At 38.8% G+C, this 6,119-nt stretch carries 1 protein-coding gene; it reads right to left on the bottom strand.

The genetic code is table 11. The annotated features are described in order from the left end of the window. On the bottom strand, positions 1 to 5,923 hold a 5,923-nt coding region (locus N8L90_RS09175), incomplete at its 3' end, for a sialoglycan-binding domain-containing protein (RefSeq protein WP_261025187.1). Positions 5,924 to 6,119: the final 196 nt, after the last annotated feature.

Here is a 6,119-nt window from a genome sequence, read left to right as displayed (position 1 = left end):
TTGGTGTTACTACCTTAGTATTTGCTGGGACAGGTGTTTTTTCTTTTACAGTTTTTCCTGTTGTGTCTCCTGTTAATTTATCCGCTACTTTTGGATTTGCATCATCCTTGTCTGGAATTCCATCGTTGTCATCATCTGTGTCTACTTTATCTGGAATTCCGTCTCCATCTGTATCGCGTTGGATAGTAACTGGAACATTTACAGGAACTACCTCGTCACCATGTTTAACTTTAACTGGGATCGTAACTTTACGTTCTTCTTCTTTTGGTCCCCAATCTGTGACAGTTGGTGTACCAGTTAAGTTACCATCGCCATCTACTGTCAATCCATTGACTGGTGTTTCTGTGGTGATTGTTGAACCTGGTTTGTTTGGTGTTACTACTGTAACTGGCGTAGTTTTTTCTTTTTCCAGAACTGGTGCTGGTGGAGTAACTTCAGCTCCCAAACTACCATTTGCTGTTCCTCTAGCTACTGGACTCTCAAGAACTACATTATCAATTCTCTTAGAAACTTTTGCAGTTATTTCTGTTTTATCTGCAACCTCAGCATCAGAAATTGTCACAACGCCTGCAGGGGTTACTGACACTTTATCAGCTGTCTTACCATTTACAGTCCAAGTATTTCCTGATTTTGTAACTGTTACAGTTTCTGGTGTAGTCTTACCTGTTGGTACATAAGTAAGGGTGATAGTATCAATATCTTGTGGATTAGTACTATTAGGGCGTGTTGGTGGGGTAATTGTCACACTACCATTCTCATGTCCAACTACGCTAGGCACTGTTGGCGTTACTGCTAACACTACTTGACGCTTAATTTCTGCAGGTGCAAATGTTGTTCTAGTTGTACTATTTACATCCGTAATAGAATTTTTGCTAGTATCCGGGAATACTGCTGTTGCATTTCGAGTATATTTCCCTGAGTTATCTAGTGTTGTTCCTGAATCTAATTTATCTCCAGCTTTCCATGTCCACGTCATACCACTTGGTAAATAATTGTTTCCACGATCTGCTTTATCTTCACTATCTACAACCTTAAGATATCTATGAGCATCAATATTTTTACCACTATTGGCTACATTCAACGTTGAAGCTACTGGTACTTTTGCGATACCATTTTCAAGGTTTCTAGTCTCAATATCAACCACTCGATATTTGAATTTCAAATCACGGCTATCAGTAGCACTGCTTCCTTCAACATGTAGAGTAGCTTCATGTTCTCCTAAAGTTTCAGTATTCAATACAGTACCTGAAGACAAGCGAGTTGCATATGGATTTGCTTCAGTTTTTCCTGTTTGAGATGTAAATGTAGAAGCGGTTACTCCTTTTGGAAGTCCTCCCTTAACTTCTACTTTAGAAATCACACCTGAGTTATCCCATACCTTCAATTCAGGGTTAAATGTAGCGCCACGATAGACTGTAAAGATTGGTGAATTAGCTGTTTCTGTTAATGGAATACCATTTAAAGTAGCTTGTGGTTTTTGCACATCTTTTGCAGTTACTTTTGCTGGATCTGAATCAGCACCATTTCCATTTTTGGTAACTACAGTTACTTCTGTGTTATCTTTCACCTTATCTGCCGGAATAGTGATTTCCCCTGTATTGGAATCAATTCTAACTTCCGGATTATTCACAGTCCATTTGCCATTTGTTCCTTTAGTTCCAACAGCTGTTTTCGGAGTATTATCTTCCCCTGTATAGCTTACAGTAATCTTATCTGCTTTTGCTGGATTTTGTGGTTTACCTGTAACATCACCATTGTCTTTTGCTGTTGCTACTGGTTTAGCTGGCTTAGAAAATTTCGCTGTTGCTTTTGCTGGATCTGAATCAGCACCATTTCCATTTTTGGTAACTACTGTTACTTCTGTTCCGTCTTTTACTTTATTTTCCGGAATCGTGATTTCTCCAGTATTTGGATTGATTTGTACTTCTGGAGTATTTACTGTCCATTTTCCTTTCGGATCTTTAGTTCCAACAGCTGTTTTTGGTTGATTATCTTCTCCTGTATAGCTTACAGTAATCTTATCTGCTTTTGCTGGATCTTGTGGTTTACCTGTAACATCACCATTATCTTTCGCCACTGCTACTGGTTTAGATGGTTTAGAAGATTTTGATGTTACTTTAGCTACTGGACTTTCAAGAACTACATTATTACCAATTGTCTTAGAAACTTTTGCAGTTACTTCTTTACCATCTGCAACTTCAAGATCAGAAATTGTTACAACACCTGCTGGAGTTACTGATACTTTATCGGTTGTCTTACCATTGACTGTCCAGTTATTTCCTGATTTTGCAACTGTTACAGTTTCTGGTGTAGTCTTACCTGTTGGTGTATAAGTAAGTGTGATTGTATCAATATCTTGCGGTGTAGTACCATTAGGACGTGTTGGTGGGGTAACTGTTACACTACCATTTTCATTGGCTACTACGCTAGGCGCTGTCGGCGTTACCGCAAGAACTACTGGACGCTTGATTTCTGTCGGTGCAAATGTTGTTCGAGTTGTACTATTGTTATCTGTTACAGAACTTGGGAATTGCGCTGTAGCATTTCGAGTGTATTTACCTGAATTATCTAATGTAGTACCTGGATCTAAGTTGTCTCCAGCTTTCCACGTCCAAGTCATACCTTGAGGCAAGTGGCTATTTCCACGATCGCTTTGATCTTGGCTATCTACAACTTTAAGATAATTATGAGCATCAACATTTGTACGGCTATTTGGTACATTTAAAGTTGAACCTACTGGTACTTTCGCGACACCATTTTCAAGATTTTTTGTTGTAATATCCACAACACGGTACTTGAATTTCAAATCACGGCTGTCAGTAGCACTGCTTCCTTCTACGTGAAGAGTAGCAGTATGTTCTCCTAATGTCTGAGTATCGATTACTCTACCCGAAGATAAACGAGTTTTATACTTCTTATCTTCTGAACTTCCATCTTTACCAGTTTGGGCTGTAAAGTTAGAAGCACTTACTCCGCCAGGAAGATTTCCAACTGTTACTTTTGAGATTTTTCCTGAGTTATCCCATACCTTAAGTTCAGGGTTAAAGTCAGCACCACGATAGACTGTAAAGATTGGTGTATTGGCTGTCTCTGTTAGCGTAATGCCATTTAAAGTAGCTTGTGGTTTTTGGACATCTTTCGCAGTTGCTTTAGCTGGATCTGAATCCGCACCATTTCCATTCTTCGTAACTGCAGTTACTTCTGTTAAATCTTTTACTTTATTAGCTGGGATTGTGATTTCACCTGTATTTGGATCAATTCGAACATCTGGATTATTTACAGTCCATTTACCGTTTGTTCCTTTAGTTCCTTCAGCTGTTTTTTGCTTGTTATCTTCACCTGTAAAGCTTACTTTGATTTTGTCTACTTTTTTAGAATCTTGTGGTTTTGCAGTTACATCCCCATTATCTTTAGCTGTTGCCACTGGTGTTTGAGCTTTGGTATCTACAACATGAACTGGTGCATCCACAATGTAGGTTCCACGTTGGGGGATTACTACTTCTACCTTACCATACACTGGTTTCCCTGGTGCCGTAGTTTTGGACACATCTGGATCTTTAAACCAACGATAGGTTGTTCCAGCTGGCATTTCTGACTTATTCTTAATGCTATCAATCGCTGGAGGAATAACTCCCACTTTTGTAGTTTGCTCTTTAGATACTGGTTTGAAATTGAAGTTAGTAGCCTCTTCCGGTCTCAACGGCAACGTACCGATAATGGCGTTTTCACCCGTTCTATAACGAATGTAGCCTGTCGTTGTATACCCTCCATAGGCAATATACGGATCATTTGCTAAACGTTTTTTAATATCAGCCAGCATCGGATTACTTTTATCTTTATTCACCCAATCCGACATAATACTTTGATCCAATTCATCACCTTCTAAAACTTTCGTTTTAAAAGTGATAATCGTACGTTGCCCAGCAACGACGTTCATTTTATCTTCTATAACACCTCTAACAAGGTTGTATTCAAGACCATTTTTATAAACACCTAACATATCAATAACACGTGGAAATGCATCGGCGTTAGGCTCTGTTCCATCTCCACTATTTTTACGGTAAATATTCGATCTCCAACCATTAGATGGATTAATATAGTCCAGCCACCCGTCTACATTTTCTGTATAAGATGCCCCCGAACGTCGGACACCATCTTTTACATATGCTCGATAAGCTGAGTTCTCATATTCCCATGCTGAAGCACTAGAATATTCTTTATGAGATGTCTGATGCCCATCTTTATATTTTGTATAAGTAAAGTCATACGGATCTCCTACAGTACGCGGAATAGCAAGTGAGATTTTCTTAGAAGAACCCGCAAGAGCATTTTCCGCTGGACCTGAATCTACGATCCAGTAATAATATTTATTTCCATCTTTTTCGATACGCTCTTCACGATACACACGAATATTATCGTAGGCTTTATCAGCAGTCCCTACACTTACGAAGGCATATTGCTTGGTATCTGGTGAATATACATCACGCTCTGAATAGTTAAGCATTGGGTTTTTATTCCAACCAACACCAAAGTCTGTTTTTCTTGTTTCACGAATGTTACTTGTTCCACGTCCTACTTCTTTTCCGTTCTTTTTGACTACGGCTGTAATAGTAGCACCTTTCACCATCAACTTAGGGTCTACATTAACTGTAAAATATCCGTTTGATTGAGATTTAGTCGTGTATTTTTTCCCACCAATTGATATTTCAACATCAGCTTCTGACGCTGTATATCCATCAACCTGAGCTACACCAGCTAAACTATCATTGAATGCCACTGTGTCTACTTGACTTACTGTAGTATTATAAACACTTTGACCATTGACTACTAATTCAACTTTATCTCCCACTTTAATACCTGGTGCATTTAATTTAAAAGCTCCAGTATCATCTAGTTTAGACGTAAGTATCTTTTGGCCATTTCTCTTAATTTCAATTGTTGAAGATGGCGTTGCATATCCTGTGATAAATCCAGAGTCCGCTACAACTATCCCAAGACTCCCACGTTTAGTCGTTTTATCAATAGGTGCAGATCTTAGATTAGAACCTTGTCCCATACTTTGACCATTACGTGAGTCACGAGCACCTGAAGTCAAACGTGTTGTAGCATTTTTAACAGAATTAAACATTCTCTTCACAAGTTTGTTCATTTCTTCAACATCATTCAGAGAAACTGTTGTGTTTTCAAGAACTTCTTGCGCCAATCCCAATAGTTCATTGGCTTTTTCAAGAACTTCTTTGCTTGTCTCATGCTCAGGCAATTCCAAAACAGCTGCCTGCAATTGATCTACAGATACTTTCAAGGCTTCTTTTTTAGCTGATACAGTTTGACTCTCTTCGCTTGCTCTTACTTCAGAAGAAGATGCACTCGCTAGGTTGTCAGCCTGCTTTTCAGTTTTATCTACTTGAACCTCACTTGATTCCTTAGCAGCAGCTGATAAGACTGTCACATCTTTAGACAAGAGTTCTACAAGCTCATCAATATCCTTTTGAGCTAGCTCAGAACTTTCTAGGGCTTCTTTTCCTTTTTGAAGTCTATCTTTAATAGGTGAGACTACTGACTCGTCAAGGTTTAATTTAGTTGAAAGAAGAGAATTTAGTTCTTCAACTACTTTTCTCAACTTAGTTTTATCAACTGTAGGCGCTTGAGTTTCCAAGGATTTATTTACTTCATCTACTTTGTTTCCAGTAGGTTCCGCAATACCTTGAGGCGACTTGGCCTCATCTTTAGGACTTACTACACCCGCAGTAGATTTTGGAGTGTTTTCAACTACACTATCCGCACTAGCAACGCGCGCGCCCAAAAACATCAGCGCTGCAACAGCAACTGAAGCGGCACCGAAACTGTATTTACGAATAGAAAAGCGCAAAACTTTTTCACGTTGCTGTCGATTTACTTTGTATGAATTCGATTTGTGTTCCATTTGTCCTCCTAAGGGCAATATAATATAGAAAAAGCAATCTTTATAACTTCAACTCCTTAAAAAGAGTTAAGCTATAAAAATCGCTATGATGATTGCTATCAGCAAATAACATCACAGCTATCACAGCTATCACAGCTATCACAGCTATCACAGCTATCACAGCTATCACAGCTATCACAGCTATCACAGCTATCAC

Origin of the sequence: Streptococcus mitis (assembly GCF_946190115.1) — a bacterium.
GTDB classification, from domain to species: domain Bacteria; phylum Bacillota; class Bacilli; order Lactobacillales; family Streptococcaceae; genus Streptococcus; species Streptococcus mitis_CO.
This window is presented reverse-complemented; position numbering and strand designations above follow the sequence as displayed.